The following is a 24,447-nucleotide window of genomic DNA, read 5'->3' on the forward strand; positions in this document are numbered from 1 at the left end:
CCCCCGACGGGACGGGTGCCCCGCCCGTATCCGGCGGGACACCCTGTCACGGTCCGCACCCGGCGCCTGGTCCTACGTCGCGCCGGCCGCGTTTCCGGTCCCGCCGCTAGCGCCCCTCCCTGAGCTCCTCGATCACCTCGGCGAAGCGGTCCAGACCCCAGTTGAGGTCCTCCTCGCTGATCACGAGCGGTGGAGACATCCGCACGGTGGAGCCGTGCGTGTCCTTGACCAGGACGCCGTGCTCGGCCAGCCGCACGCACAGCTCCCTGCCCGTGGCCAGCGACGGGTCGACGTCGATACCCGCCCACAGCCCGATGCTGCGCGCGGAGACCACCCCGTCGCCGACGAACTCCTTCAGACGCCGTCTGAGCACCTCGCCCAGACGGCGCGCGTTCTCCAGGTAGGGGCCCTCGGCCAGCATCCGGACGACCGTCCGCCCCACCGCGCCGGCCAGCGGGTTGCCGCCGAACGTGCTGCCGTGCTGGCCCGGCCGGATCACGCCGAGTACGTCCTCGTCGGCGACCATGGCCGACACCGGCAGGATGCCGCCGCCCAGCGCCTTGCCGAACAGGTAGGCGTCGGGGACCACCCCGCTGTGCTCGCAGGCCCGGACGGTGCCGGTGCGGCCCAGTCCCGACTGCACCTCGTCGGCGATGAACAGCACCCGCTCGCGGTCGCAGACCTCCCTGACCCGGGGCAGGAAGTCCTGCGGCGGCACGACCACGCCCGCCTCGCCCTGCACCGGTTCGATGAGGACCGCCGCGGTGGTGTGGTCGATGGCCTCCTCGATGGCCGCGGCGTCCCCGTAGGGCACCGCGCGGAACCCCGGCGTGTAGGGACCGAAGCCCGTCCTGGCCTCCGGGTCGGACGAGAAGGAGATGATCGTGGTGGTGCGCCCGTGGAAGTTGGCGCCCGCCACGACGATGGTCGCCTCGTTCTCCGGGACGCCCTTGACCTCGTAGGCCCACTTGCGGGCCACCTTGATGCCGGTCTCCACCGCCTCGGCACCGGTGTTCATCGGCAGGACCTTCTCCTTGCCGACCATGTCGGCGAGGGCGCTGACCCACGGGCCGAACTGGTCGTTGTGGAAGGCCCGGCTCGTCAGCGTCACCCGGTCGAGCTGCTGGTGCGCCGCCGCGAGCAGGTCGGGGTTGCGGTGGCCGAAGTTCATGGCCGAGTACCCGGCCAGACAGTCCAGGTACCTTCTGCCCTCGACGTCGGTCACCCAGGCACCGTCGCCCTCGGCGACCACGACGGGAAGGGGGGAGTAGTTGTGTGCCGACCGCGCCTGTGCGAGCGCGATGTGGTCCGTGCTGGAGAGTTCCGCTCCGCCGGGTTCTCCGGCCGAGTACCGCTGTCCCAGATTCTGGGTGCTGCCCATCTAGTCACTCCGATCACCATTGACCGATGTCAGACGATTGATACCCACCACCGGGCCCGGTAGCGCCCTTCCGGCGGGATCCCCAGAAGTTGAGCAGATGATCCGGTGACCCCACAAGGGGTGAAACGTGTCACATCTCCTGGGCGCGGCCCGAAACCCGAGGAGCGGGAAAGCCCCCGCACACCCCCTGAACGGGACTGTTACGAACGCAGTGACCTGGGATAAAACCCCTGGTGACGCGCTCCACAGCCCCGGCCGCGATCGGGCGCTCCCCCGGCGGGTACCGTCGCAGCAACAGCCACTCCGCCGCCGCGAGCCCCGAGCCGTGGACGGCCGCCATCGTGTCAGGGAGGTCAGGCGTGTCCATTCCCGCGTCCACCGACGCCCCCTTCTCCCTCCCCCGGCTGTTCGCCGCGGTCGCCGACGCCGTCCCCGACCGGATCGCCCTGGTCGCGGGCTCGCGGCGGCTCACCTACCGCTCCCTGCACGAGCGCTCGCTGCGCCTGGCCCGGCACCTGGTGGACGCGGGCGTGTGCCCGGGCCAGCACGTCGCGGTCCTGGCGTTCAACCGCGCCGAGTGGGTGGAGTCCTTCCTGGGGATCCTCCGCGCGGGAGCGGTCCCGGTCAACGTCAACTACCGCTACGTCGCGGGCGAGCTGCGGCACGTCCTGGCCGACTCGCACGCGGTCGCGCTCGTCGTCGAGGACTCCCTGGCACCGACGGTCGCCGTGGTCCGCCCCGACCTGCCCAGGCTCCGGCACGTGCTGCTCATCGCGGACGGCTCCGCGCGCGAGGCCGAGGGGACCGACTACGAGCGGGCCCTGGCCTCGGCTCCCGGGGACGCGGTGCTGCCGCCCACCAGCGGTGAGGACCACTACCTGCTCTACACCGGCGGCACCACGGGCTATCCCAAGGGCGTCCTGTGGCGGCAGGCGGACATCTTCCGCGCCGCACTGGAGCGCCGGGCACCGGGTGCGCCCCGCGCCCGGACCCCGGAGGAGTCCGCCGAGCGCGCCATCCGCTGCTTCCCCCAGCGCATGCTGGTACTGGGGCCGCTGATGCACGCGGCCGGGCAGTGGAACGCGCTGAGCATGCTGCTGTGCGGCAAGCGGGTGGTGCTGTACACCGACCGCAGCTTCCGCCCGGACCGGGTGCTGGAGACGGCGCACCGGGAGGGTGTGCACACCGTGCAGCTGGTGGGCGACGCCATGGCCCGCCCACTGGCCCGGCACCTGCTCACCGAGCCCGGACTGTGCCCCGAGCTGACCTCCGTGCGCTCCGGCGGCACCCCGCTCACCCCGGCGGTGCGCGCACTGTGGCACGCCTGGCGCGAGGACGTGGCCCTGGCCGACTCCTACGGGGGTTCGGAGACGGGTGTGTGCGGATCGGCGACCGGAGCCGAGCGGGGCGGCGGCCAGGAGGCCGAGGCCCTGTCCGGAGCCTCCGACAACCGCAGTTTCACCATGGGCGGCAGCATCGCGGTGCTGGACGACTCCCTGTGCCCGCTGCCGCCGGGCTCTCCGGAGGTGGGGCGGATCGCGCGCACCGGCCGGATCCCGCTGGGCTACTACAACGATCCCCTGGCGACCGCCCGCACCTTCCCCACCGACGGCGAGGGCCGCCGCTGGGCGCTGTCGGGCGACTTCGGGACCCGGGCGGCGGACGGATCGATCGTGCTGCTGGGACGGGGCAGCGTGGTCATCAACACCGCCGGGGAGAAGGTCTACCCCGAGGAGGTGGAGGCCGCGCTGAAGGGGCACCCCGCGGTGGAGGACGCCATCGTGGTGCCCGCCCCCGACGAGCGGCTCGGGCAGCGGGTGACCGCACTGGTCTCGCTGGCTCCGGGCGCCCGGTTGGAGGAGGCCGAACTGCGCATGTACTGCCGCGTGCGGCTGGCGGGGTTCAAGGTGCCGCGGACCGTGCACTTCGTGGACCGGGTGCGGCGCACGGCGGTCGGCAAGCAGGACTACCGGTGGGCGGCGTCGGTCGCGCGGGTCGACGCGGCGGCGCCCGACCCGGTCGGTCCGGATCCGCTCTCGCGCTGAGGGGCCCGGCGCCGGAGAGGCCGCGAAGCCCCAGGTCACCGGGTTCCGCGCCCCTCCGCCGCGGAACCCCACACCCCGACGGTAGGGAAACCTTCGTTTCGGGCACAGCGTCAGTATGCTCCTACTCAGCCGAAACAGGGCTCCGGCGCCTTCTGAACAGCCCCTCGCCCGCTCCGCCACCGTTAGACTGACGTCTCCTGGTTCCGGGCCTCACGGTCTCCCCTCCCCCGCCCCGGCCTGGTCGGTGCACCCGGCCGGTACCGGCGGGTCCCGCGTATCCAGTCGGGACCGTGGATCACGTGGACAACCCCTGACCCACCCTCCACCCGTGCACACGGTGCGCGCTCGGTGGCACCACTAGGACGGAGGACGGCGCCCTCGCCCGGGTTCCGGCCCGGGCGGCGCCCAACAACCCAGATGCCAAAGTCAGTAGGCAGCTACATCTTCAACGCGGTGCGCGGCGGCGCGGTGGGAGCCTCCGAGGCCCTGCCCGGTATCAGCGGCGGCACGGTCGCCCTGATCGTCGGCCTCTACGACAAGCTCATCGGCGGCGCGGGCCACATGGTCAGCGGTATCAAGCGCTACGTCACCGACGTCCCGCGCGGCCGCGGCGGGGAGCGGGCCCGGGAGCAGTTCCGCCAGGTGGACTGGAGCGTGCTGATCCCCGCCCTGGCCGGCATGGTGGTCTTCCTCGGCCTGGCCGCCGTCCTGCTCGCCCCACTGGTGGAGTCCTACACCCAGTACGCGTACGCGCTGTTCTTCGGCCTGGTCCTGGCCTGCCTGTGGATTCCCTACACCGGTGCGGGCAGGAGGTGGCGGGCCTGGCACTACCTCGTCGCCCTGGTGTTCGCCGCCGGCGCGTTCTTCCTCACCAGCCTGCCGGGAGCCAACCTGCCCGCCCACCCGGTGCTGGTCTTCCTCGCCGGGTCCGTGGCCGTGTGCGCGCTGATCCTGCCCGGCGTGTCCGGCTCCTTCATCCTGCTCACGCTGGGCCTGTACGAGCCCACCATCAACGCGGTCGGCGACATGGACGTCGCCTACCTGGCGGTGATCGCGCTGGGCGCGCTCACGGGCCTGTCGGTGTTCGTGAAGATCCTGCAGTACCTGCTGGAGCACTTCCACCACATGACCCTGGTCGTGCTCACCGGTCTGATGGCCGGGTCGCTGCGCGCCCTGTGGCCCTGGCAGACCGAGGAGCGCGTCATCCTGCCCCCCACCGACGTCCCGGTCACGGTGGTGTTCATGGTGATCGGCTTCGCGGTGGTGACGGCGGCCATCGTGTGGGAGAACCGCAAGCGCGGCCAGATGGTGGAGACCGAGCACCACCAGAGCCCCACCCGCGTCTGAGAACGCCCGGGGCCGGCCCCCGGGCGCTCCCCGTCGCGGGGTACCCTCCCCGGAGAAGGCCCACAGACGCATACGGAAGTGGGGCCGCCACGGCGGCTCCCACGGCGCGGGGTGCCGGGACACCGTCCCGGCTGAGAGCACACCCGTCGAACCTGCCCTAGTTAGCACTAGCGAAGGAACGCCCATGAGCGCGTACAACATCGTGTCCATCGCCGGCAGCGACCCCAGCGGGGGCGCGGGGATCCAGGCCGACCTCAAGGCCTTCTCCGCGCACGGGACCTTCGGGATGACCGTGGTCACCGCGCTGACCGCCCAGTCCACGCGCGGCGTCGCCGGGGTCCACCCGGTCCCGGCCGCGTTCGTCACCCGCCAGATGGACACCCTCTTCGACGACGCCACCGTGCACGCGGTCAAGGTGGGCATGCTCGGCACCTCCGAGGTCACCGAGGCGGTGGCCGAGGCGATCGACCGCCACGCGCTGACGAACGTGGTGGTGGACCCGGTGATGGTCGCCAAGAGCGGCGACCGGCTGCTGGAGTCCTCCGCCGTCGAGGCGCTGCGGAACGAGCTGCTGCCCCGCGCGGACCTGGTCACCCCGAACCTGCCCGAGGCCGCCGACCTGCTGGAGGAGCCCGAGGCCGCCGACCTGGCGGCGATGCGCGTCCAGGCCGCGCGGCTGCTGGACCTGGGGCCGCGCCGGGTCCTGCTCAAGGGCGGTCACCTGTCCGGCGGGGAGAGCGTCGACGTCCTGGTCTCCCGGGACTCCGACCCTGTCGAGTTCCGCGCCACGAGGGTGGTCACCCGCAACACGCACGGCACCGGGTGCACCCTGTCCTCCTCGATCGCGGCCCTGCTGCCGCAGCGTCCGGACGTCGCCGCGGCCGTCGGGGACGCGAAGGCCTACCTGACCGAGGCGATCCGACGTGCCGACGGGATCGACGCGGGCGGCGGCCAGGGCCCGGTACACCATTTTCACGCCTGGTGGTAGGAGCGGGTCCGGGGGCACCCGGGCCCCGACGACACGGAGGAGGGGACCGGCACGGCGCCGGTCCCCTCCTCACACGCGCGGTGGGCTACTTGCTCACGTCCTCCATGATCGCGTCCGGGTTCCTCCAGTCCGGGTGCTCGAAGAACCTGCGCGTCTCGGCCACGATGACCGGGGACAGCAGCAGGAGTCCGATGAGGTTGGGCAGTGCCATCAGGCCGTTGGCGATGTCGCTGAACAGCCACACCGAGTCCAGGCTGGCGATCGAGCCGATGAAGATGACGGCGATGAACACCAGGCGGTAGGGCGTGACCAGCTTGCGGCCGGCCAGGAAGACGATGCACCGCTCGCCGTAGTAGGCCCAGCCGAGCAGGGTCGTGAAGGCGAACACGGCGACCGCGACGGCCACGATGTAGGTGCCGACCGGGGCGAGTCCGGGGCTGAGGTTGCCCAGGCCCTCGGCGACCGCGCTGCTGGTCATCAGGGAGCCGTCCTCCCTCTCCTCCCCCGAGGCCTGCCAGGCACCGGTGGTGATGATGACCAGGCAGGTCATGGTGACCACGATGATGGTGTCGATGAAGGTCTGGGTCATCGAGACCATGGCCTGGCGGACCGGCTGCCTGGTCTTGGCCGCGGCGGCGGCGATACCGCCGGTGCCCAGGCCCGACTCGTTGGAGAAGATGCCCCGGGAGAAGCCCTGCTGGATGGCGAGCATGATGCCCGCCCCCGCGAAGCCGCCCGCCGCGGACGTGCCGGTGAAGGCGTCGGTCACCACGAGCTGGAGCGCGGGCAGGATGGCGGCCCAGTTGACGGCCAGGACGACCAGGCAGGCGCCGACGTAGAGGACGATCATGATGGGCACCAGGCCGGAGGCGACCCGGCCGATGCTCTTGATCCCGCCGAGGATGACGGCGCCCGCGATGACGGTCAGCGCCAGGCCCACCATCCACGGCGCCAGCGGCGTGATGTTGGTGATCTGGTCGGAGACGGCGTTGGACTGGGTGCCGTTGCCGATACCGAAGGCGGCGATGGCCCCGAAGACCGCGAACGCCACGCCCAGGGTGGTGCCCAGGCCGCCGCGGATCCCGTGCTTGAGGTAGTACATCGGTCCGCCGCTCTGCTCGCCCTTGGCGTCGGTGCGGCGGAACTTCACCCCCAGGAGGGCCTCGCTGTACTTGGTGGCCATACCGATGAGGCCGACCACCCACATCCAGAACAGCGCGCCCGGGCCGCCCACGCCGATGGCGAGCGCCGCACCGGCGATGTTGCCGACACCGACGGTGGCGGCGAGGGCGGTGCTCAGGGCCTGGTAGTGGGAGATGTCCCCCTCGACGGAGGGGTCCTCCTTGCGGCGGACGAGGGCGAGCCACAGTGCGTGCGGCAGGCGGAAGAGCTGGAGCAGGCGCAGTCGGACCGTGAGGAACATGCCGACGACGAACAGCAGCGGGATGAGGACGAAGGGTCCCCAGATGATGCTGCTGACGATGCTCGCCATTTCGAGGAGTTGGTCCACAGGGGATCTCCCTATCGGTGAGTGTGTGGGGACGGGGCCGTCGGCGTCTCGGTACGGGGGGATCCGACGCCCTCGCGATCGCGTCGGCACTGGTGAAGGCCTTGCGATACCGGCAAAGAATGGCACCGACGCGTAACGAACGCGTCACGCCTGTTCCACATGCGGGTTTCTTCGGGAACTTCGGGAACTCTCGCGCCCTCTCGCGCGTGTGCGCCCTCAGACACCGCTCTCGTCGTCCTGGGCCAGGGCGAGTCTGCTGAGGACGGCCGCGGCCTCGTCCGGGTCCGCTCCCCGGCCCACAGCGACGCCGAGGAGATAGGTGGTCAGGGGTGCCGCGGGCCGGGCCACGGAATGGGCGGCGTCCCTCGCCAGGTCCAGGACCCGGTCGACGTCCGCTTTCCGGAGCGGCTCCGTACCGGTCAGATCCAGTTCTCTTCTGACCACTTCCGCCCATTCGGTGAGGGTCACCGCATGACTCCTTACAGCAGCAGATCGATTACGTGAGGCGACCGCGGCCACCGGATCATCACCCGGAGGCCACACGGGCGCACGGACACCTTCACCGCCCGCTCGGTCAGTCCACGCCCGGTCTTCGGACGCGGTTCCCCCGTGCCCAAGCCGGGGTTCACCCCCCGAGCCTAGCGTCGAAGGCAGTCATCCCCCGGCGTTGGGAGCCACCCGCATGTCCCCGACCGAGACCCGCCGGCCACTTCGCGTGGCCATCGTGACAGAATCCTTCCTTCCACAGGTCAACGGGGTGACCAACTCCGTGTGCCGGGTCGTCGACCTGCTGGCCGCACGGGGCCACGAGGTCCTGGTGCTGGCCCCCGGCCCCGGCCCCTCCTCCTACGCGGGCTTTCCGGTGGTCCGCATGCCCTCCCTGCCCCTGCCCTTCTACCGGGACTTCTCCGTGGGGCTGCCCGCCCGGCGCACGATGACCGCGGCGATCCGGGCCTTCTCCCCCGACGTCCTGCACCTGGCCTCCCCCGCCCTGCTCGGCTCGGCGGCCGTGGAGACCGCCCGCAGATGGGCGCTGCCGACCGTCGCCGTGTTCCAGACCGACCTGCCCGGCTTCGCCGGCCGCTATCACCTGCCCGGCGAGGACGCCCTCTGGTCGCTGCTGCGGCGCACCCACGCGGCCGTGGACCGCACGCTGGTACCGTCCTCGGCCACCATGGAGGCGCTGTCCTCCCGGGGGTTCCCGCGGTTGGACCTGTGGCGGCGCGGGGTGGACACCCGCCTCTTCGACCCCGCCCACCGCGACGAGGAGCTGCGGCGCGGGCTCGCTCCGCACGGGGAGGCGATCGTGGGCTATGTGGGACGGCTGGCCCGGGACAAGCGGGTGGACCTGCTGGCGCACGTGGCGCGGCTGCGCGGAATCAGACTGGTCGTGGTGGGCGACGGCCCCGAGCGGGCCCGTCTGCGACGGCGCCTGCCCGACGCGGTGTTCACCGGTCAGCGCACCGGCGAGGACCTGGCCCGCCTGTACGCGTCCATGGACGTGTTCGTGCACACCGGCGCCGACGAGACGTTCTGCCAGTCCGTCCAGGAGGCCCTGGCCTCGGGTGTCCCGGTGGTGGCACCGGCCTCGGGCGGGCCGCTGGACCTGGTGGTTCCCGAGCACAACGGGCTGCTGTACGCCCCGGACTCGGTACGCGAGCTGCGGGTGGCGGTGGGACGGCTGGCCCACAACCGCGAGGTGCGGCGGCGGATGGCCGAGGGGACCCGTCCGTCGGTGGAGCACCGTACGTGGGAGGCGGTCGGTGAGCAGCTGCTCGGCCACTATCACGCGGTGATCGCTCCCAGCCGGGAACTGGCCGCCCACGGCACCGGGGCGGACATGGTTCCGGCCTCCCCCGGAAGGAGCGGCCGGGGGAGGCCGGAGGAGTACACGTCCGCCCCGCCCCCTTCACGGGGCGGACGCTGGTCTAGCTGACCGCCTGCGGAGCGGAGGCCTGGGACCGCGCGAGGACGGGGCCGGACGCCTCGGCGAGCAGTTCGTCCAGGACCTCGGCCAGACGGTCGAGGTGGGCGCGGACCCACGGCAGCGCCAGCGGGTCGGTGGCGGCGAGAGCGGCGTAGCGGCGCTCCTCGGTGTCGCCGTAGAGCAGGCTGGTGGCGACCCGCATGCGCAGGGCGCCGGAGCCCTCTCCGAACTCGACCGCGGGCAGCACGCCCATGCCGAAGCGCTCCAGCAGCAGTCCGGTCAGCTCCGGGCCGGTGGTCACGCCGTACCGGGCGGCCAGCTGTTCGCGGGCCGGTTCGAAGTCGGGGTAGAGGTAGAACGCCGCCCGGGGCACGGAGACGGCCGCGCCCGCGCGGGAGAACGCCCCGGTGACCGCGCCGGCGACGATGCCGTGCAGGCGGCGGCTGCGGTCGATGTGGTCCAGGAGCTCGGCGGGTTCGGTGAAGGCGTACGCGGCGGCCTCCTGGACGGGCGCGGACGGGCTCGACCAGATCTCGCTGGCCACGCCGAGCAGTCCGTCGCGCAGGCGGCGGCCGACCTCGGAGTCGGGCAGGCGCACGACGCCGATGCGCCAGCCGCCCAGGGCCAGGTTCTTGCTCAGGCCGGTGGAGATGACGGTGCGTTCGGGGGCGTACTCGGCCGGACCGTGTACCTCCGCGGGTTCCTCGCCGGGGGCCGCGGGGTGGACGAGGTCGCGGTAGATCTCGTCGGAGATGATCACCAGGTCGAGTTCGCGGGCCACCTCGCACAGGCGGCGGACGGTGTCGGCGCCGGCCACGGTGCCGGTCGGGTTGTCGGGCAGCGTGACGATGACGGCGTTGACCGTACGGCCCCGCTCCCGGGCGGCGGTGACCGCGGCGTGCAGCAGGTCGGGTTGGGGTACGCCGCCCTGACCGGTGGCCGTGGGGACCATGACGGGCCGCTGGCCCACCAGCCGGCTCTGCGCCGCGTAGCTGACCCAGCTGGGCGCGGCGATCGCGGTGTCGCCGCCGATCTCCAGCAGGAGGCTGTACAGGAGCGGCTTGCTGCCGGGCCCGGCGATGACCTGCGCGGGGTCGGTGGGCAGCCCACGGCGTTCCCAGTACCCGGCGGCGGCCTCGCGCAGCGCCTTCGACCCGGCGACCGGGCCGTAGGCGTTGGCGCCGTTCCCCGCGGTGAGCCGGTCCCTCATGACCGGGTGGACCGGGAGCCCGGCCTCACCGAAGCCCAGGGGAAGCACGCGCACCCCCTGGCGGCGCTTCTCCGCGAGGGCTTCGTTGACGGCGAGGGTCGCGGACACAGTGACGGTCATCGATGACTCATCTCCGGCTTGTCGTGTGATGCGGGGCCGCACCGTGGGTCAGTGCGGGACCGCACCCTGGGTGGTGACCTGTCACCCCCACACTGCCCAGATCCAGGCATCAGTACAAGCGAGTCTTTTCGATGCTGAGCGTAAGATGTTCTTATGCTTGATCTTCGTCGCCTGCAGGTCCTCCGCGAGTTCAGTGTCCGGGGCACGATCGCGGCCACCGCGGCCGCCCTGGGCTACACGCCCTCGGCGGTCTCCCAGCAACTGGCCACACTGGAGAGGGAGACGGGCGTGGCGCTGCTGGACCGCTCCGCGCGGGGCGCCGAGCTGACCGACGCCGGGCGGCTCCTGGTGGCCCAGGCCGAGGACATCCTGGCGTTGGTGGAGGCGACCGAGTCGGTGCTCGCCGAGCGGTCCGACCTCGCACTCGGTGTGGTCACCGTCACGGCGTTCCCGACCGCCGCCGTGGCGTTCGCGCCCCTGCTCGTGCCGCGGCTGCGCCGGCACGAGGGGATGCAGCTGCTGCTGCGCCAGACCCTGATGGCCACGGGGACCCAGCAGGTGCGCTCACGGGAGGTGGACGTCGCGCTGGTCGACGACTGGTCCGGGCAGCACCCGGGGCGCGCCCCGGACAGCGGACTGCGGCACATCCACCTGATGCGCGACCCGATGGTGCTGGCGGTGCCCGAGGACCATCCGCTGGCCGATCCCTCCACACCCGTGGCGCTGGAGACGCTGTTGAGCGAGTCGTGGATCGTGACGCCCGGGAGCGAGCGTTCGCGCTACGGCATGGACCGGCTCCTGGCCGAGGTGGGCGGCCTGCCCGCGTCGGCCTGGGAGTTCGAGGGGCTGGGAACGGTGCTGAGCCTGGTGTCGCGCGGGATCGGGATCGCCGCGGTCCCGGCCCTGGCGATGGCGGGCGGACCGGCGGGACTGGTCTACCGCAGGCTGCCCTCCGCCGCGCCCGAGCGGCACGTCTACGCGGTGGTGCGCTCGGTGACCGCGCGCCGTCCGGCGGTGCAGGTGACCCTGGCCGCCCTACGCGACGCCTCCCGGCAGGTGAGCGGGGAGATCGCCGAGGCCACGGTCGCGTAGCGCGGTGGCCCCGGGACGACGACGCGCGGCCCGCTCCTGGCGGGCCGCGCGTCGGGTGCGTCGTGTTCGGTTGTGGGACGGTGTCTGGTCGTCGTGCGCCCGAGCACCGCTCACCCTTGGCTTTCCCTGCGGCGCGTCCGGTCGATCCGGCGGCGCAGTCTGCGACAGACATGGCGTGCCCGGTCACGGTCGTCCCGGGCGTTCCACCATCGCGCGTAGGCTTCCAGTCTCCTTTTTCGCAGTGCCTCCAGCTCGGCCTCCATCCGGTTCACCCTGTGTTCCAGGTCGATGCGCTCGCGTTCGAACACCGACATGTCACGCTCGTGGAACCCCGCCTCGCGCTCGGCGCTGACGAGCCGTTCGGTGAGGCCTTCGGCGGCGTTGCCGCCACGGGCGATCCAGCGTCGGCCGGACTGTGCACTGATGCCTTCGAACCACACATCAACTGGTGTTTCCCGCAGAGGGACAACATCACAGGTCGCTACGCAAAGAATACGGAAAGTGGCAAAGGGCTCAAACCCTTACAAATAACGCATTTCAGGCACAACGGGAGAGCGTGCGCCGTCACAGAACACCCTCGCGGCGACCACCGCCCCACCGCGCACAGGGTGCCCACAAGCTTTTCGGGGGGCACTGGCCGCATCCGGCAGCCGGGACGACCCGGGTATCCGTCGTCTCATGCCACGGTCAACACACCACCGCGCACAGGAGGCGCCCCACCTCCGTTCCGCCCCCGAGGTGTCCCGGTCCTCCCGTCCCGGCACACGCCCGCCGATCACACCGCGACCGGCCGCGCGGCGACCGCCCTCTCGACCCACAGCGGAACCGGAGGCGCCCCCCGCAGCCGCTTGTAGGTCTCCTCGAACCGCTCCAGCGACCGGTGGTGGTCGTGCCGCAGCGCGATCTCCCGGCTGGCCTCGCCCATGGCGCGCCGGTCCTTCTCCGGGCCGAGCACGGTGAGCAGCCGGTCCGCCAGGCGCTCGACGTCTCCGGGCGGGAAGAGGAACCCGTTGCGCCCCTCCTCCAGCAGGTGCGGCAGAGCCATCGCGTCGGCGGCCACCACCGGCAGACCGGTGGACATCGCCTCCAGGGTGGCGATGCTCTGCAGTTCGGCCACGCCGGCGATGGCGAAGGCGTCCCCCGCCGCGTACACCAGCGGCAGGTCCTCGTCCGGCACGAACCCCAGGAAGAACACCCGGTCGGCCACCCCCAGCTCCACCGCCAGCGCGCGCAGCTCCTTCTCGCGCTGACCGACCCCCGCCAGGGCCAGCTGGGCGTCCCGTTCCGGCACGATCCCGGCCAGCGCCCGGATCGTGTCGCCGATCCGCTTCTCCTCGTCCAGCCGCCCCACGAACACGATCGTGTCCCGGTCGGGCAGGCCGAACCTCCGGCGCGCCGCCGCCCGGTCCCCGCCCCGGGGGTGGAACCGCTCCAGGTCGATCCCGCACGAGATGTCCTCGACCGTGCGGGCGAACCCCTGTTCCCGTAGCAGCCGTGCCGCGCGCGGCGTCGGTGTGGTCACGTAGTCGGCCTCGCTCGCCACCCGGACCATGTCCTTCCAGGCCAGTGTCCCCGCCAGCTCCCGCATCGGAGCGGGCACCCGTGCGTGCGCGTACAGGTTGTCCGGCATGAAGTGGTTGGTCAGCACCACCGGGATACCGGCCGCCCGGCCCTTGCGCAGCGCCGACCGGCTGAGCGGGAAGTGGCTCTGCGCGTGTACGACGTCCGGGTCCATGCGCTGCACGATCCTGGCGATGTGCCCGCCCAGTCCCAGCGGGACGGCGGCGCGCATGCTGGGTTGGAAGGGTATGGGGGCCGAGCGCATCCGGTGCTCGGTCACCGCGCCGTTGACCGTCACGTACGGTTCGCCCCGCTCGGAGGGGCACGCCACGTGGACACGGTGTCCCCGCCGCGCCAGCCCCTCGGCCAGGCGATGGGTGAAGTACCCGGCGCCGTTGACGTCGGGAGGATAGGTATCGGTGGCGATCAGGACCCGCAGCGGGCGGTCGGACTGGGCCATGGTGGAACTCCTTCGTTCAGCGTGTGGGGGTACGGGAGCTGGTCCCGGTGTGTCCGGGGCCCCGCGGGGCCTCGGGGTTGCGGTGGCGCGCCTGCGCCAGCGCGATGGTCCCGGCGACCGCCAGGACGGTGAAGGCCAGCGCGCCCAGCTGGGCGGGCGGGGTCCTCGGCGCCCCCTCCCCCAGGAGCAGGGCCCCGATGGCCACACCGACCACCGGGTCGGTGATCAGGAGGGCCGCGTAGGCGGCCGAGAAGTGCCCGGTCCGGTAGGCGTTCTGCATCAGCAGGGCGCCGAAGACCCCGGTCGCCAGGGCGAGCGGGGTCAGCCAGCTGATGACGCTGGTCCAGTCCTCGTGGGCGTTCGCGGTGATGACCCGTGCCAGCCCCGACGTGGTGCCCATGGCCGCCCCGCCCGCGAGGGCGAGCAGGATGGCCCGGGCCGAGCTGTTCATCCAGTGCGCGGTGAGGTGGACGAGGAACCCGGCGCCGAGGGCGGTCCCGGTGAGGACCAGCGCCGCGCCCGTGGTCATGGTGGGGGTGTCGGCCGCGTGCGGGAACAGGGAGAGCACCCCGACGAGGCCCACCATGACGGCGGCCCCGGCGACGATCTGGGAGAGGCCGACCCTGCGGCCGCTGAACACGGCCGACAGCACGATGGCGAAGAGCAGGCCCGTCACGCCGATCGGCTGGATGATGGTCAGCGGAGCGCTGCTGAGGGCGACCAGGTGCAGGAGCGAGCCCAGGACCGCGGCGGCGCTGCCGATCATCCAGCGGGGCTGGCGGAGCAGGTGCAGCAGGAAGCCCCCGCGCGCCACCTGGTGTCCCGGGGCGCGGACGGCGTCGCGCTCCTGGAGGGCGGAGCCGAGCGCCAGGGTGAACGCGCCCGCCACGGCGATCAGGACCGACAGCAGCATCGGCACCGCCCTCCCGTGTGCCCCGGGGCCGTCCCCCACATCCCCTGCATCGTGTCCTCCGACGCTCGATTCCGGCCCGCGCGCACCGGCTGCGGATAGGGCCACAACCGTACGGACGGGCGTCATGCCGCGGCGATAACGGCAGCTCCCGTCCTGAGGTGGTGTTCACCCCACCTCCGCGACGGGGCCGCCCCGGATCCGCTGCTCCTCCCCGAGGGGACGGTCTCGTCACAGCGCCCGCGTGAGCGGAGCAGGTCGAAAAAGCGGGCAGGGGTCCGTCCCGACGCGGACGGGTTCGGTGGCCGATGGCCTCCGGGGGTGTGCCTCCGCGGAAGCCCATGACACTATGTCCGGTATTGGTCTAGACCGGATAGGAGCGGTTCCCCGTGCCTGACACCTCCCCCTTCTCCAGCCGTCCCGTCATCCCCCGTCCCGCCACGGCGGTCGGGGATGGCACCGAGGGACTCACCCTCGCCTCGTCGACCAGGGTGTCCGCCGACCCCGAAGCCCGGGGCACGCTCATGTGGCTCCAGCGTGAACTCGGGGCGGCCACCGGGCTGTCCCTGGCCACCGGCGACGAGGACAGCGCCCAGATCCGGTTGAGCGTGGACGCCGAGGCGGGCCTGGGCCGCGAGGGCTACCGGCTGATCGTGGACGGCGAGGGGGCCATCATCGTCGGCAACGACCCCGCCGGGGTGTTCTACGGTGCGCAGACCCTCCGCCAGCTGCTTCCCGCCGACGCCTACCGCGACGCCCCGCTGGGCGGCGCCGCGTGGTCCCTGCCCGCGGTGAGCGTCACCGACGCGCCGCGCTTCCGCTGGCGGGGGGTGATGCTGGACGTGGCCCGCCACTTCGTTCCCAAGCGCGAGGTACTGCGGTTCATCGACCTGATGGCCATGCACAAGCTCAACGTGCTGCACCTGCACCTGACCGACGACCAGGGCTGGCGTGTGGAGATCCGCCGCTACCCGAAACTGACCGAGGACGCCTCCTGGAGGGCCGAGAGCCAGCAGGGCACCGGCAGGCCGCCGGTGTTCGACAACCGCCCGCACGGCGGTTTCTTCACCCAGGACGACATCCGCGAGATCGTCGCCTACGCCGACGCCCGGCACGTCGCGGTCGTCCCCGAGATCGACGTGCCCGGCCACTCCCAGGCGGCCATCCACGCCTATCCCGAGCTGGGGGAGAGCGGGCGGATCCCGGTGGGGACCCAGTGGGGCGTCTTCGAGGAGGTGCTCGCGGTGACCGACGACGTCCTGGAGTTCTACCGCAACGTCTTCGACGAGCTGATGGAGCTGTTCCCGAGCACCTACGTCCACGTGGGCGGCGACGAGTGCCCCAAGGACCAGTGGAAGGCGAGCGAGTCCGCGCAGAAGCGGATCAAGGAGGAGGGGCTGGCCGACGAGGACGAGCTGCAGAGCTGGTTCATCCGCCAGCTGGACGAGCACCTGACCTCGCGCGGGCGCCGTCTGGTGGGCTGGGACGAGATCCTGGAGGGAGGTGTCGCGCCCGGGGCGACCGTGATGTCGTGGCGCGGCGAGGAGGGCGGTGTCGCCGCGGCCCGCGCCGGACACGACGTGGTCATGGCCCCCACCCACACCTCCTACCTGGACTACAGGCAGTCGGACTCCCATGACGAGCCGGTCAGGGTGGGCACGCTGCTGCGGACCGAGGACGTCTACCTGGCCGAGCCGGTGCCCTCCGGCCTCACCGAGGAGGAGGCCGGGCACGTCCTGGGCGCGCAGGTGAACGTGTGGACCGAGCACATCGACACGCCGCGCAGGCTGGACTACATGGTCTTCCCGAGGCTGTCGGCGTTCGCCGAGCAGGTGTGGTCCGCCGGGGATCGCGACTACGCCGAGTTCGAGCCGCGCCTGAGGCGGCACCTGGAGCGGCTCGACGCGGCCGGGGTGGAGTACCGCCCGCTGGAGGGGCCGCGCCCGTGGCACACCCGCCCGGGCGTCGTGGGCTGGGGCTGACCGCCGCGGAGCCCGGCGCGCCCGGGGACACCCCTCAGAAGTAGGTGGCCACCGCGTCCACCACGGTGTCCCGGTCGTCCACCACCGGGATGACCTGCCAGCGGTCGAACGCCGTGCACGGGTGCGAGATCCCGAAGGAGACCAGGTCGCCGGGGCTGACCTCCAGCCCCGGCGGCACGCTCAGGTAGGCGTGGTGGTCGTTGAGGTCGGTCACCTCCAGGCCCCGTGCCGCCACGGTGCTCCCGTCCGCGCGCCGCAGCCGGCGCGGGACCGGGAACCCCTGGTCGTAGTTGGCCTCACGACGGCCCAGGGCGGCGATCGCCAGGCCGTCCTCCGGAACGGAGATGACCTGCGCCCACAGCTCCAGGGCCCCGGACAGGGCCCCGGGCCCCTCCGGCAGGCGGCGGTAGGGGGTCGTGCGCTGGTACAGGCCGTCGTCGTGGGCCACGTAGGCGCCGCTGCGCAGGATCGGGACGACGTCCCCGCGGCCGCCGACCTCCTCGGCGACCAGGTCGAACCACGCGCTGCCGCCCACCGACAGCACCGGCCGGTCCACCCCGTACCCGGCGGCCAGGGCCTCGGCGTCCCCCAGCAGCTCGCGCAGGAATCCGCGGACGCCGTCGGCATCGCCGAGCGGCCCCTCGTACCCCGCGACACCGGCCAGTTCCAGGCCGGGCGCGTCGGCCACGGCACGGGCCGCCGCGAGCACCTGTTCGCGGGTGCGGCAGCCGGTACGGCCGCCGGGGATCCCGCGTTCGACCATCACGCGCAGGGGGCGACCGCCGGGCCGGTCGGCCGCACCGCGCGCCGCAGCCGCGACCCCCTCGGCGGAGTCGGCGCAGAACAGGAACTCGAAGTCGGGGTCCCGGTCGAGTTCGGCGGCCACCCAGCGCAGCACCCGGACGTCCAGCAACTCGTTGGCGAGCAGGATCCGGCGCACGCCGAACCGGCGGAAGTCCAGGACCTGGTTGGCGGTGGCGGCGGTGACCCCCCAGGCCCCCGCGTCCAGTTGGCGCTGGATGAGGGCCGGGGCCATGGAGGTCTTGCCGTGCGGGGCGAACAGCAGGCGGTGGCGCTCGGTGAACCCGGAGAGCGCGGCGATGTTGCGCTCCAGGGCGGAGGCCCGCAGCACCATCAGCGGCCAGGTGAACGGTCCGGTGAACAGGTGGTCGCGGCGGGCCGCGAACTCCTCCAGGGAGATCGGTTCGCCCGTCCACCACAGGCCCTTGGTGCGCCAGTCGACGTGTTCCTGGGGGACGGTCAGCCGGTCACTCACGTGGTGCACGCCTCCTGTGCCTGTGCCCCGCCCCGGGAGGCCCGGTGGGCGCCTCCCGGGACAGGGCCTCGGTGTGGTCCGGACCGATCATCCCACCGGTCCGTACCGGTGGCCAGGGCGCGGTCGGAACCGGGGCGCGGTCAGCGGAACACGGACACGGGCGGCTTGACGATCCTGACGGTGGGCCGGGACCCCTCGCGGCGGGCGGCGGCCGCCTCCAGCCCGACCTCGGGGAAGTCGGTGATGAACCCGTCGACCCTCCACTTGAGGACGGCGTCCATGCGGGACCGCTCGTTGATGGTGTAGGGCATGATCTCCAGCCCCGCGTCGTGTACCCGCTCGACGTAGGCGGAGTCGATGGTGGTGTGGTTGGGGTTGATCATCTGCGCCCAGGTGAACTCGGAGATCCGGCTCTCGGGAACCCTGCCGAGCAGGGCGTGCGGCACGGACGGCAACAGGTCCTTGGAGCGGCGCACCGACTCCCAGTCGAAGCTCTGCACGACGAGGCGCCGGGACTCGCGGGACGAGCCGGACTCCAGCCAGCCCTCGCGCCCGTCGAACTCGGCGGCGACCTCCTTCTCCACGCCGGGGTGGAGCTCGGGTGACTTGAGCTCCAGGAAGAGGTCGAGGTCCAGCGCCTCCATCCGGTCGAGCGCCTCCGCGAAGGTGGGGACCCTCTCACCCTCGAAGGAGGGGTCGAACCACGATCCGGCGTCGAGCTCGCGGATCTCGGCCATGGTGAAGTCGCTGACGCTGTAGGGATCGCGGTCGGGGAAGACGTCCTCGACGTTGGTGGTGCGTTCCAGGGTGGTGTCGTGGAGCAGGACGAGAACGTCGTCCTCCGTGCGCTGGACGTCGACCTCGACGGTCTCGGCTCCGAGCTCGTGTGCCGTGTCGAGGGCGACAAGGGTGTTCTCGGGGGCGTGGCCGGACGCTCCCCGGTGGGCGACCACGGTCAGTGGCTGTCTCGATGGTCCGTACTCGATGGACACGGGTCTGTCATGACGTGACCCCGAGGGCTCGGGGGCCTGTGCTGCGGACGATGCGCTCGCACTGACGGCGACGATGAACGATACGGCTGCGACGACGATCCCGATGCGCTGCACCGGACCTCCCAAGTGCGCGTGGACTGGGCGACCGTCCCCAGACTGAGTGCGGATGGTGACCGGTCGGTTACCACGCGCGGAGCAGCCGGTGATCCGCCGCCCATCATCTGGTGGGTACGCCACGAGTGCGACGAAATTCTCACTTAATGCATCCATTTGGTCACTTCATGTGCGTTCTTTGACTCCGCAGCCTCCCGTTGATTACGGAGAGCCTGCGACCATCACTAGGAGTAGTCGATGGGAAGGAAGACTCATGCGCAAGCACCACAAGAGGTGGGTCGCGCTGTTCGGCGCCGCCATGATCGCGTCGTCAGGGGTGGTCGGGCTCCCGGGAGCGGCGGCCGACGAGAAGGGCACACGGGCGCTGGACTGGCCGGTGGTGAGCCAGAGCGTCTCCTCGTACAGCCTCGACGGCTACGAGATCGGTTACCTGCCCGAGGACCTGGAGGGATACGGGATCAACGCCTCCTCCATCACGGACCGGAAGGGCAACAGACAGTCGCAGATCTCCTGGATGCGGGGACCCGACCGGCTGCTCGCCCGGGTGGCCGTACTGCGCTCGGAGTACTTCCAGGAGCTCGACGACCTTCGTTCGGGCCGGTACGGGCACCTGCCCGAGGGATCACTGCAGCGCATGGACCGGAACGAGGCCCTGCGGCACGAGTCCTACCTGTCACAGGAGACCGGTGACCTGTTCTGGTTGGAGGAGCCGGGCGTGGCCGTCACCGTGCACCTGCAGCCGGACCGGTGGGACAGCGGCGAACTGGTCAGGATGGCGGAGTCCCTGAGGCCGCTGGGATCCTCCCCCGAGAAGCCCGCGGAGGAGCCCGCCCAGCAGGAGAGCGGCCAGGACGGGCCCGCGGCCGGGGAGCAGGCGGAGCAGACGACGGAGGACGGGGACGTGCGGGAATCCGACGGGACCCCCGCCGGGGGAGCGGCTCCCGTCGACAAGGTCGCGGACGGCACTCCGGCGGACGCCGTGGGCACCGCCCCCGTCGGGCGCCCCGCGGACACGCGGCCGTCCGACGCCCCGCCGGTCCCGGAGACCCCCGAGGTCCCCGAGACGTCCGGTGCTCCCGAGGTCTCCGCCGAGCAGGAGGACGCCCCCGTCGACCAGGGCGCCCAGGAGGGGGCTCCCGCCGATGGGTCCCCCTCCGAGCAGGGCACGCAGGACGAGGGCGTCAGGATCCGACAGGTCAAGGAGTGCGTCATCGGCCGGTTCGTGAACTTCGGGACCGGCGAGGTCCACCTGGACCAGGCCGGGTTGGCTCCCTCCAGCGGGGCGTTCGTCGAGCGGGCCCTGACCCGGGAGCAGCTCGGCGCCGCCGAGCGCGACCGCCTGCTGGCCACCGTCTGGTACTACGGCGACGAGGGCGACAAGACCGGCGCGGTCGACGACTGCGCCCGGGACCTGAGCCTGACGCGCACCGAGGTGGAGGAGGTCGTCTTCGATCTCTCCCCGCTGATCGCCGAGCTCGTCCGGGAGGCCGAACAGCACGAGGCCGGCTCCACCCGGACCGTCGAGCCGATCGGCGCCGAGGAGTGGCGGGAGCTGTGGGACTCCATGCCGTGGAGCCTCCCGACCGGAACCCTCTGAGGCGCTCCGAGGAACCCTGAGGAACTCCGGGGCGCGAGGCGGGACCGCGCCGGATCGGCCCGGGGCCGGACACGGACGCCGGCCCCGGGTTCCTTCTGTGGAGAACCGGAGTTGTGGACAATACGGACACAGGGCCATTCATGGGAACAACCCATGATGTACCGTCACCTCAGGTCCGCGGTCGGGTGACCACAGTCACCCGCCGGTCGCGAAGCCCCACCCTGGCACGCCCGGCCCGGACCGCGGTGGCGACCCCCGCCATCCCCCACACCTGAGGAGGACCCGCTCAGATGCCCGGTTTCACCACCCGCCCCCAGCTCCGCGGCGATTTCGGCATGGTCGCCTCCACCCACTGGCTGGCCAGCGCCACCGGCATGTCCCTGCTCGAACGCGGCGGCAACGCCTTCGACGCCGCCGTCGGGACCGGCTTCACCCTCCAGGTGGTCGAGCCCCACCTCAACGGCCCCGGCGGCGAGGTCCCCGTCGTCTTCCAGGCCGCCGGGAGCGCCCCCCGGGTCCTGTGCGGCCAGGGCGTCTCCCCCGCCGCCGCGACCATCGACGCCTACGCGGGCATGGACCGCGTCCCGGGCAGCGGCGTGCTCGCCGCCACCGTCCCCGGCTCCTTCGACGCCTGGATGCTGCTCCTGCGCGACCACGGCACCATGACCGTCCGCGACGTGCTCGACCACGCCATCGGGCTCGCCGAGCGCGGCTACCCCGTCCTGGACCGGATCGCCGCCGCCGTCGAGAACCTCGCCCCCGTCTTCTCCCGGCACTGGACCGGATCCGCCGCCGTCTACCTCCCCCACGGCACCGCTCCCAGCCCAGGCTCCCGGTTGCGCAACCCGGCCCTGGCCGCCACCTACCGGCGCGTCGTCGCCGAGGCAGAGAGCGCCGGGGGCGACCGCGAGGCGCAGATCGAGGCCGCGCGCCGGGCCTGGTCGCGGGGCTTCGTCGCCGAGGCGGTCGGGGAGTTCCTGTCCTCTCCCGTCCCCGACGGCTCCGGAGAGCCCCGGCAGGCCCTGCTCACCGCTCAGGACATGGCCGACTGGAGCGCCGCCTACGAGGACCCGGTCAGCGTCTCCCACGGCTCACACACCGTGCACAAGACCGGCCCGTGGGGGCAGGGGCCCGCCATGCTCCAGCAGCTACGCGTCGCCGAGGCGCTGGGCACCGGACACGACGTCCTCGACGGGGTCAGCGCCGGCTTCGTGCACCGGGTGACCGAGGCCGCCAAACTCGCCTTCGCCGACCGCGAGGCCTGGTACGGCGACCCCGACTTCGTCGACGTGCCCCTCAAGGAGCTGCTCAGCGCCGACTACGCCGCCCGCCGCGCCGCCCTGGTCGACGACGGCCACGCCAGCATGGAGCAGCGCCCGGGCCGCGTCGACACGCGCCTCCCCTTCGAGCCACCGCTGTACGTGCCGGGCCAGACCCCCGCCGACCGCACCACCGGTGAGCCCACGGTGCGCGACGCGGCCGGCTCCGGACCCGCCGAGCTGCGCGGGGACACCTGCCACGTGGACGTCGTGGACGCCCGGGGCAACATGGTCTCGGCCACGCCCAGCGGCGGCTGGCTCAGCAGTTCCCCGCTCATCCCCCGCCTCGGCTTCCCCCTGGGCACACGGGCCCAGATGTTCTGGCTCGATCCGGCCTCGCCCAACGCGCTGGCGCCCCGCAAGCGCCCCCGCACCACCCTGTCCCCCACCCTGGTCACCCGCGAGGACGGCCAGGCGGTCCTGGCGATCGGCACCCCGGGCGGCGACCAGCAGGACCAGTGGACGTTCACCGCCCTGCTGCGGATCCTCAACGGGATGGAGGACCTCCAGGAGGCCCTGGACACGCCGATGTTCCACACCACCGCCTTCCCCAGTTCGTTCCACCCCAGGGAGACGGTTCCGGGCGGCCTGGTCGTGGAGCCGCGCGTGGGCGCGGAGGTCATCCACGCGCTGCGCGGGCGCGGGCACCGGGTGGAGGTCGTCCAGGACTGGTCTCTGGGGCGTCTGGCCGCCGTGGCCCGCGATCCGGACTCCGGCGAGCTGCGCGCCGCCGCCGACGCCCGGGGCGCGCAGGGGTACGCCGCCGGGCGCTGACCTGGAAGAAGACAGAACAACACGGAAAGCGGCGCGGGACTGACCGAGATGGACGGCGCAAGAGGTTTGAGAGCGCTTGCCTGCCTTGGTCTTGCCTCTTGCCAAATCGCCCGGTCACTGCTTATGTAGACCCTGTGCGACGGCACTCCGGGAAAGCTTCCGAACGCGTTCCGTCAGAACTCAATACCACCACATCAGGGTTCGTACGCTGTCTCCCCCTCCCTCAGTGACGGCCCTGTTCCCCCTCCTGCCCGAGACCCGCCTCCCCCTCCCGGCTGGGTCTTCCGGGTAAGGAGAAACGAGTGGACCGTGGTGTCACCGGCGCGGTGACACCACGGTCCACTCTCTTTTCCCGCACCTTTTCCCCGTGCCATACAGGTGATTTGAGTAAAGCTTATCGAGCACGAGTATACGGTGCACAATCATTCTGGGTACGATACGCACACGGATACCGCGTACCTTTTCCGCGCAGAAGAACAACCCGACCGGCACGACGGCCGGAAGGGGTGGTGAGGAGGGAAACACGTATCAGGTGTTGACGCGAACGGCTCCCGCGTAGTTGCCGGTCCGCACCGGAGTGACGCGCACGTCCAGTCCGGTCCGCGGCGCCTCCAGCATCATGCCCTCGCCCAGGTAGATGGCCACGTGCGAGATGTAGTCGGGCGCGGTGGGGTCCGTACGCCAGAACAGCAGGTCACCGCGCTGGATGTCGTCGAAGTCCACGCGCTGGCCGGCGTTCCACTGATCGTGGGTGACCCTGGGGATGGACACGCCCGCCTCGCGGAAGGCCCACTGGAGCAGGCCCGAGCAGTCGAACCCCGCACCCGGGGTGGTACCGCCCCAGACGTAGGGGACGCCGAGCTGGCTCTCGGCGTTGGCGATGACCTGCTCCACCACCGAGGGGGCCACGGCCTCGCCGCTGACGAGGGGCTCGGACGCGTCGGCGACGAGCTGGAGGGAGACGTCCTCGCCCAGGGCCTCGGCCAGGGCCTCGTGCAGCTCCCACAGGTCGGTGTCGGGGGCGGAGACCACCAGGGCGTTGCCCTTGGGCATGCCCAGCCCCGCGGCGCGCTCGCGCGAGACCAGCGCGTCGATGCCGACGATGCCGGATGTGGCGTGCGTCCACACCTCCAGCGGGACCTCGCCGCGGCCGCCCGCGACGGTGATCTCGCTGCCGACCTCCAGGCCGCGCTCGGTACCGACGTCGTTGGACAGCGCGATGTGGCCCTCGGCCACGCCCTGCCAGATCCTGTCGGACTCGGCGGAGGGCTCGGGGGCGTGGTTGCGGAAGCTGGAGGGGTTCACGCCGAGCACCGAGGTGGGCTCGCCGTCGATCTCCACACGGGCGGCGTCGACGGTCAGGACGCTCTCGACACCGTCGATCCCGCGGACCGCCGAGACGGCCTCGCGGGGCAGGCCGCGGGGTGCGACGGCGAAGTACTCGACGCTGCGCGCCTCCCGGAAGGGGGCCACGTAGGCGTCCCGACGGAGCTCGGAGACGTCGGAGACGTCGGGGACCCGGCCCTCGGCCTCCCCGTCACGCCCACGGGGGTCGGTGCCGCTGGGGGAACCGGGTGCGAACTGCTCGCTGACGGGGGGGCGGTCCTCGACCACAGGGTCCGCCCAGACGGGGGTGGCACCGAAGGCGGTGAAGGCCACCGCGAAAGCTGCCGTAGTGCCCGCACACGTTCTCAAACGGCTCCGCACGGGGGGATCTCACCTTCCTGTGAGACTGAGCCGTCCGGTGCGGGGAGAACCCCTGCGGCGTACGGCCTGCCGACAACCTGTCCGCGTCCAAGAATGGGCGCATACGGACGACTTTGCAAGAAGTCCACGCCGTCCG

The 24,447-nt window shown here is 72.1% G+C and carries 18 protein-coding genes and 1 riboswitch; of the genes, 8 read left to right on the forward strand and 10 right to left on the reverse strand.

All coding sequences use genetic code 11. The annotated features are described in order from the left end of the window. Positions 1-106: 106 nt before the first annotated feature. Positions 107-1,381: an ornithine--oxo-acid transaminase gene (gene rocD / locus FYX01_RS16305; RefSeq protein ID WP_150242250.1), complete on the reverse strand. Its 1,275-nt coding sequence runs from the start codon at positions 1,379-1,381 to the stop codon at positions 107-109. A 359-nt stretch (positions 1,382-1,740) separates the two neighbouring features. Between rocD and FYX01_RS16310 the strand changes: the two genes are divergently transcribed. From FYX01_RS16310 to thiD, 3 genes are all read left to right on the forward strand, one after another. After that, entirely contained in the window at positions 1,741-3,426 is a 1,686-nt protein-coding gene (locus FYX01_RS16310; protein WP_190394352.1) for an acyl-CoA synthetase, read from the forward strand. A gap of 417 nt (positions 3,427-3,843) precedes the next feature. Next, entirely contained in the window at positions 3,844-4,773 is a 930-nt protein-coding gene (locus FYX01_RS16315) for a DUF368 domain-containing protein (protein WP_150242252.1), read from the forward strand. A gap of 97 nt (positions 4,774-4,870) precedes the next feature. Beyond that, a riboswitch (TPP riboswitch) is annotated at positions 4,871-4,969 on the forward strand. Continuing rightward, complete coding sequence (gene thiD, locus FYX01_RS16320) at positions 4,958-5,761, forward strand: bifunctional hydroxymethylpyrimidine kinase/phosphomethylpyrimidine kinase (RefSeq protein WP_150242254.1); 804 nt, start codon at positions 4,958-4,960, stop codon at positions 5,759-5,761. Its footprint overlaps the riboswitch before it by 12 nt. Positions 5,762-5,846: 85 nt before the next feature. On the opposite strand, the gene FYX01_RS16325 is transcribed toward thiD, so the two are convergent. Both FYX01_RS16325 and FYX01_RS16330 read right to left on the reverse strand, forming a co-directional pair. Next, the gene (locus FYX01_RS16325) at positions 5,847-7,271 is read right to left on the reverse strand and encodes an alanine/glycine:cation symporter family protein (protein ID WP_150242256.1); all 1,425 of its coding nucleotides are present in this window, start codon (positions 7,269-7,271) and stop codon (positions 5,847-5,849) included. Between the two features lie 216 nt (positions 7,272-7,487). Continuing rightward, the gene (locus FYX01_RS16330; protein ID WP_150242258.1) at positions 7,488-7,739 is read right to left on the reverse strand and encodes a DUF6457 domain-containing protein; all 252 of its coding nucleotides are present in this window, start codon (positions 7,737-7,739) and stop codon (positions 7,488-7,490) included. Between the two features lie 256 nt (positions 7,740-7,995). On the opposite strand from FYX01_RS16330, the gene FYX01_RS16335 reads away from it, so the two are divergent. After that, positions 7,996-9,207, forward strand: a complete 1,212-nt coding sequence (locus FYX01_RS16335) for a glycosyltransferase family 4 protein (RefSeq protein WP_223830495.1) — start codon at positions 7,996-7,998, stop codon at positions 9,205-9,207. Here the strand turns inward: FYX01_RS16335 and FYX01_RS16340 are convergent. After that, the gene (locus tag FYX01_RS16340) at positions 9,200-10,528 is read right to left on the reverse strand and encodes a pyridoxal phosphate-dependent aminotransferase (protein ID WP_150242262.1); all 1,329 of its coding nucleotides are present in this window, start codon (positions 10,526-10,528) and stop codon (positions 9,200-9,202) included. The two genes, FYX01_RS16335 and FYX01_RS16340, sit on opposite strands and share 8 nt — an antisense overlap. 153 nt (positions 10,529-10,681) lie before the next feature. Between FYX01_RS16340 and FYX01_RS16345 the strand changes: the two genes are divergently transcribed. After that, positions 10,682-11,620 carry a LysR family transcriptional regulator gene (locus FYX01_RS16345; protein WP_150242264.1) on the forward strand — a complete coding sequence of 313 codons (939 nt, stop codon included), beginning with the start codon at positions 10,682-10,684 and terminating at the stop codon, positions 11,618-11,620. Between the two features lie 110 nt (positions 11,621-11,730). On the opposite strand, the gene FYX01_RS16350 is transcribed toward FYX01_RS16345, so the two are convergent. The 3 genes from FYX01_RS16350 to FYX01_RS16360 form a co-directional block, all read right to left on the reverse strand. Further along, the gene (locus tag FYX01_RS16350; protein WP_150242267.1) at positions 11,731-12,060 is read right to left on the reverse strand and encodes a hypothetical protein; all 330 of its coding nucleotides are present in this window, start codon (positions 12,058-12,060) and stop codon (positions 11,731-11,733) included. 335 nt (positions 12,061-12,395) lie between these two features. Next, complete coding sequence (locus FYX01_RS16355; protein ID WP_150242270.1) at positions 12,396-13,640, reverse strand: glycosyltransferase; 1,245 nt, start codon at positions 13,638-13,640, stop codon at positions 12,396-12,398. Between the two features lie 16 nt (positions 13,641-13,656). Continuing rightward, positions 13,657-14,553: a DMT family transporter gene (locus FYX01_RS16360; protein WP_150242338.1), complete on the reverse strand. Its 897-nt coding sequence runs from the start codon at positions 14,551-14,553 to the stop codon at positions 13,657-13,659. A gap of 386 nt (positions 14,554-14,939) precedes the next feature. Between FYX01_RS16360 and FYX01_RS16365 the strand changes: the two genes are divergently transcribed. Then, complete coding sequence (locus FYX01_RS16365; protein ID WP_150242272.1) at positions 14,940-16,532, forward strand: beta-N-acetylhexosaminidase; 1,593 nt, start codon at positions 14,940-14,942, stop codon at positions 16,530-16,532. Positions 16,533-16,566: 34 nt separating this feature from the next. Here FYX01_RS16365 and FYX01_RS16370 read toward each other — a convergent pair whose 3' ends face one another. Both FYX01_RS16370 and FYX01_RS16375 read right to left on the reverse strand, forming a co-directional pair. Next, positions 16,567-17,808 carry an alanine racemase gene (locus tag FYX01_RS16370; RefSeq protein WP_150242274.1) on the reverse strand — a complete coding sequence of 414 codons (1,242 nt, stop codon included), beginning with the start codon at positions 17,806-17,808 and terminating at the stop codon, positions 16,567-16,569. Between the two features lie 140 nt (positions 17,809-17,948). Next, positions 17,949-18,800 (reverse strand): glycerophosphodiester phosphodiesterase, encoded by an 852-nt coding sequence (locus FYX01_RS16375; protein ID WP_394350475.1) that lies wholly within the window; start codon positions 18,798-18,800, stop codon positions 17,949-17,951. A gap of 367 nt (positions 18,801-19,167) precedes the next feature. On the opposite strand from FYX01_RS16375, the gene FYX01_RS16380 reads away from it, so the two are divergent. Together FYX01_RS16380 and FYX01_RS16385 are read left to right on the forward strand one after the other, a co-directional pair. Next, positions 19,168-20,511 (forward strand): prolipoprotein diacylglyceryl transferase, encoded by a 1,344-nt coding sequence (locus tag FYX01_RS16380; RefSeq protein ID WP_150242278.1) that lies wholly within the window; start codon positions 19,168-19,170, stop codon positions 20,509-20,511. 290 nt (positions 20,512-20,801) lie between these two features. Next, positions 20,802-22,604: a gamma-glutamyltransferase family protein gene (locus tag FYX01_RS16385; protein ID WP_150242280.1), complete on the forward strand. Its 1,803-nt coding sequence runs from the start codon at positions 20,802-20,804 to the stop codon at positions 22,602-22,604. Positions 22,605-23,132: 528 nt separating this feature from the next. On the opposite strand, the gene FYX01_RS16390 is transcribed toward FYX01_RS16385, so the two are convergent. Next, positions 23,133-24,311 (reverse strand): C40 family peptidase, encoded by a 1,179-nt coding sequence (locus FYX01_RS16390; RefSeq protein ID WP_190394354.1) that lies wholly within the window; start codon positions 24,309-24,311, stop codon positions 23,133-23,135. Between the last annotated feature and the right edge of the window lie 136 nt (positions 24,312-24,447).

Source organism: Nocardiopsis quinghaiensis (assembly GCF_008638365.1).
Taxonomy (GTDB): Bacteria; Actinomycetota; Actinomycetes; order Streptosporangiales; family Streptosporangiaceae; genus Nocardiopsis; species Nocardiopsis quinghaiensis.